The sequence below is a fragment of the Deltaproteobacteria bacterium genome (genome assembly GCA_019308995.1).
Classification (GTDB): Bacteria; Desulfobacterota; Desulfarculia; order Adiutricales; family JAFDHD01; genus JAFDHD01.
The window spans coordinates 1-3,379 of sequence record JAFDHD010000190.1; the positions used below are offsets into that span (position 1 = coordinate 1).

Consider the following 3,379-nt stretch of genomic DNA (forward strand, 5'->3'; position numbering starts at 1 on the left):
AATCCCGGATTTATCATGGATATTGTCCCGATAGTCTGTTCCCTGCCTTGCTGGGAAATAAAGAAAATCCATGTCCGGAGAATGGTGGATTTTTCTCCTTACGGGCCTGACGAAATGAGCCACATCGGCGCCGGCCTTTCTGCTTCCGAGTTTCGTGAAGGCGTCAGGAATCAAACGATCGGGCATATAGGCTTGCTCGAATCATCAGCAATGGTGGCACATTGCCTTGGGCTGCAAATTAATGAACTCAAGCAGACCAAAGAACCCATGATCACCCAAAAAGGAAGAATAAGCCCGTTCGCCACCATTCCCCAAGGCCGAGTCTGCGGTTTCAAGCAGGAGGTGATGGGATTTCAGGACAAGAATGAGAAGCTGCGGTTCACCCTAATGGGTATCGTGTCCCCGGATCGTGACGAGGATGGCGTGGAACTTGGCGATTACGCCCGGATCGACGGCACGCCCAGCGTGGATATCACTATAAAGGAGGAAATTTCGCAGAAGGGCGGCCTGGGAACAGCTGGGGTGGCGGTTAACATGATACCCCGAGTGCTTGAGGCCCGGCCGGGATTCTCCACCATGAATACCCTGCTTCTGCCTCACATCTGGACGGGCCGAACTCAGCCGGCTCCCATTGAAAAAATAACCCGCTCATAATATATGGTACCGCTGATGGTGACCAGTTCGTGAGGAATAGCAGCATGAATCAAAATGAAGTCAGAAAGAAAATCTTTGCCGCCGTGGATAATAACAAGGAAGAGATCACCCGGATGCTTCAGGCCCTGGTACGGATACCGACTCTGGTCGGAGACGAGGGCGAAGGCCAGAAGCTGATGAACGAGCTGTTCCTGAACCTGGGTTTGAAGGTCATCGTTTTTGAAGCCGACTACGACAAGGTCAGCCGGCACAAAGCCTTTTCTCATTCAGGGTACGATTTCAAGGATCGCCCCAATATTATCGGCATTCTCGAAGGCAGCCCTTCAGCAAAATCCTTGAAACTAAGCGGGCATATCGATGTCGTTCCTGTTGAGCCGGCCGGCGACTGGGAATATGGTCCCTGGGAGGGGAAGGTCGTCAGCAACAGGCTTTACGGGCGGGGAGCCTTAGACATGAAAGCCGGGCTGGTCACGAATTACTTCGCCTTAAAGAGCCTGCTCGAAGCAGGCCTGAAGCCGGATGGTACGGTCATCCTTGAAAGCGTAATTGAGGAAGAGGCGCAGGGGGGCGGCGGCACCCTGGCCTGCCTTATGGAAGGCTACACCGCTGATGGACTTGTTATTTCCGAGCCAAGCGGGGAAACCATAACAATCGCTACGGCAGGAGTCCACTGGTTCCGGGTCAGAGTGACCGGGAAGCCGGCTCACGCCGGACGAGCCCACGTCGGTGTCAATGCCATCTTGAAAATGAACAAACTCTGCCAGGCCCTGGAACAACTGGATGTGGAGCGGGGCGAAAATGTGCACTATCCCCTTTTTGAGGAATATTCTCCTCGGTCCTGTCATCTTAATATCGGTACCTATAAAGCCGGCGACTGGCCTTCAACCGTGCCCAGCTGGGCTGAGATCGAGTGCCGCATCGGCAGCATCCCGGGGGAGGATACGGCTGCGGTCAAGAACCAGGTCGAGGCGACAATAAAACAGGCAGCCGAGGTGGACGAATGGCTGAAGGATCACCCACCGGAAATAATCTGGTTCGGGCTGCAGGCCGAGCCCTGGGCGCAGGATCCAAAGCACCCCTTGGTCACGAACTTTAAATCCTGTGCTGGAAAGGCTCTGGGGAAAGAAGTCGTCCTGTATGGTGCGCCAGCCAGCGCCGATACTCAGTATGTGCAATACTTCGATCAACCCGCACTGATTTTCGGTCCAAGGGGTAATCGTACCCATGCCACTGATGAGTATGTGGATCTGGACTCGGTAGTCAATTGCACCAAGGTCCTGGCTTCCTTTATGATGGACTGGTGCCGGTTAGAGACCGTTTAAGTCACATTAAACACTTTAATATGCCCTGTGTAGAAATTTGGAAATTTCTCCATGCGATTAGCGAGAGGTTTGCTTTTTGCTTGGTAATGCTAACCTCCCGGTTTTAATCAATCTTTTTTCAAATGGCAAAACGCGGTGCAAGAGGTGTAAAACAAAGAATCACGCTGATGCTGCATAATTCAAGCTAAGTTGCTGATAATAAGTAATCTAGAAATTATCCGGGTGCAAATCGCCGATTTCAGGTAATTCGTATAGTGGACTTTTACGGATTTGAATGAATAAACCTTGAATGTTAGTTTCACGCCAGGTATGGGGTTAGACGCCTTGCAATCGTGATATATAAACTTTTTCTCAAGCTATAATTAAAATTTACCATATGGAGGTTTGCTAAGATAGAGATATCAGCGGCGGCATATCGTAAAAATATTATGGGTTTTGACGCTGCAATTAGCAAAACCTAGTCTAATGTATGGTCGAGGTCCCATCCATTTTGGTGCAGGGATGGAAACCTTTAAAGTCTTCACAATCTTTATTATAGCAGCGGGTTTTTAAGCTTTTTGAATATGTCAAAAAAACCTATGTCCTTAGGGAATGAAAAAAAACCCATTAAAAGAAGGGGGGTGAAAAGCGGAAAACAACAACTAAATTTGGCGCTACATCATTTTTTGGATTATACAAAAAAGGAGGAGTTAAGATGACCAACGTCTCAAAAAGTCTTTTTGTAGTTTTTGTGGCCGCGATCTTTGTAATGGGTGTTATGGTAATACCGTCCATAACGTCCGCCGCGGAACTTAAAAATGCATCACCTGCTTTTTCAGTGACCTGGCCTGATGAATGGACAGAAAAAGCCCCCGATGAAAAAGAAGATCTTAAAACACTGGACGGTCCGGATAAGGATAAAGGTTTTTCAATTTCAATCTATGAAATGGGAGATCTGAAAAAACTTGAAGACGCAGCCGCAGAATATGGTAAAGGCCTGGTGGAATCCGGGATCGGATCGGAATTCGAAATTATCTCCAATGAGGCTGTCGAAACACAGGACGGCTCTCCGGCTTACTTCGCGGAAACAGAGTGGATGTATGGCGGCAGCACCATGATAACGACCGGCATCATGTCTGCCTTTAAAGACGGCAAATGGATTTGTGTCCACCTCTGGACCCTCGGCGCTTTGGAAGATGAAGAGATGGAGATACTTAAAAGCCTGAAACTTGAGTAATTATTACAACAAATTCAGGTTGTTACTGGTTAAGCGCTATTATCTTTAAGCAGGGCAGGCTGCTGGTTTATTTTTTAATCTGTTTTTGATGTGAAGACTAAATCAAGCACCAGCACCCACCCTGCTTTTTTTATTTGAAGCTGACTGTAAAAATATCAGTTTTTTAAACATTAACGACACACCTGGA

Annotated in this window: 3 protein-coding genes; all 3 read left to right on the plus strand. The window is 48.3% G+C overall.

The window, feature by feature from the left end; all coding sequences use genetic code 11:
• Positions 1–15: 15 nt before the first annotated feature.
• The 3 genes from JRI95_16645 (at position 16) to JRI95_16655 (ending at position 3,192) form a co-directional block, all read left to right on the plus strand.
• Complete coding sequence (locus JRI95_16645) at positions 16–654, plus strand: hypothetical protein (protein MBW2063173.1); 639 nt, start codon at positions 16–18, stop codon at positions 652–654.
• A gap of 44 nt (positions 655–698) precedes the next feature.
• Positions 699–1,976 carry an ArgE/DapE family deacylase gene (locus tag JRI95_16650; protein MBW2063174.1) on the plus strand — a complete coding sequence of 426 codons (1,278 nt, stop codon included), beginning with the start codon at positions 699–701 and terminating at the stop codon, positions 1,974–1,976.
• Positions 1,977–2,670: 694 nt separating this feature from the next.
• Positions 2,671–3,192, plus strand: a complete 522-nt coding sequence (locus JRI95_16655; GenBank protein MBW2063175.1) for a hypothetical protein — start codon at positions 2,671–2,673, stop codon at positions 3,190–3,192.
• The last annotated feature ends 187 nt before the right edge of the window (positions 3,193–3,379 follow it).

Bases quoted from the DNA above. Each gene is read 5' to 3' on its own strand.
- JRI95_16650 (MBW2063174.1), top strand. From the start codon at position 699: ATGAATCAAAATGAAGTCAGAAAGAAAATCTTTGCCGCCGTGGATAAT.
- JRI95_16645 (MBW2063173.1), top strand. From the start codon at position 16: ATGGATATTGTCCCGATAGTCTGTTCCCTGCCTTGCTGGGAAATAAAG.
- JRI95_16655 (MBW2063175.1), top strand. From the start codon at position 2,671: ATGACCAACGTCTCAAAAAGTCTTTTTGTAGTTTTTGTGGCCGCGATC.